Source organism: Mycobacterium sp. E136 (assembly GCF_001666865.1).
GTDB lineage: Bacteria > Actinomycetota > Actinomycetes > Mycobacteriales > Mycobacteriaceae > Mycobacterium.
This window is the reverse complement of the sequence record NZ_LZJE01000355.1, coordinates 1-721: the sequence shown is the minus strand read 5'-3', so window position 1 is coordinate 721 and position 721 is coordinate 1. Positions and strand designations below refer to the sequence as shown.

The 721-nt window shown below is 60.7% G+C and carries 1 pseudogene; it reads right to left on the bottom strand.

The features are described from left to right. Positions 1–248 precede the first annotated feature (248 nt). A pseudogene (locus tag A5698_RS30065) lies at positions 249–611 on the bottom strand (IS481 family transposase); the annotation flags it as partial. Positions 612–721: the final 110 nt, after the last annotated feature.

Here is a 721-nt window from a genome sequence, read left to right as displayed (position 1 = left end):
CACCAAGCGAACCGACTAGCCAACGATGGGGCCAAAATTCATGCCGACCCCGGGGCCAAGTCACTTGACGAGACGCAGTCTCTCGAAGAATCACGCGATGACCTTCATTCATTCGGCTACGACACGCCGGCACCGCTAATCAGGTCCCGACTCGTACACCACCTTGGTGGACGCAACCTGCCCCTGTTCAGAGTCGGTTGATCGTTGACGTTTCTGTGTCGGTTGATCCTTGACACTCTTGTGTTGTGTCAGCCCTGACCGCTTCTGCGTAGGGCCCGCTTGTTTCGTACCTCGCCGTGACTGGTGCGGGGGGCGGTTTTGACCAGTTCATCACCGACCCAGAACCGCAGAAGGTTGCCGTCGACGTGGACATCGCAGCGTTGTCCGGCCCAGTGTTGGCCGATGCAAACCTGCTGCCATGACACGCAGACCACCCCGTTGGTGGTGACCCTGCGTGACACCCAATCTGAGCCCTGTCGTTGGTGCGCTCGAGCCGATTGCGAGGTCGACGGCGACGCTGCCGGCGCCCCGGCGGTGAAGCGCTGGGCAGGGATGTCCATCTTCAGCGACTGGTGCGGTCGGTTGGTGTTGTAGTCCTCGACCCACTCATCCTGTCGGCTCCGGTCGAATCTTGAGCAGTTTTCTCCGGTCGAAAAGTGAGCAGGTGTTACGGGGTTGAGTCTGCCTGACGGTCGGCTTCGACGGAGGGCAGGGACTCGAT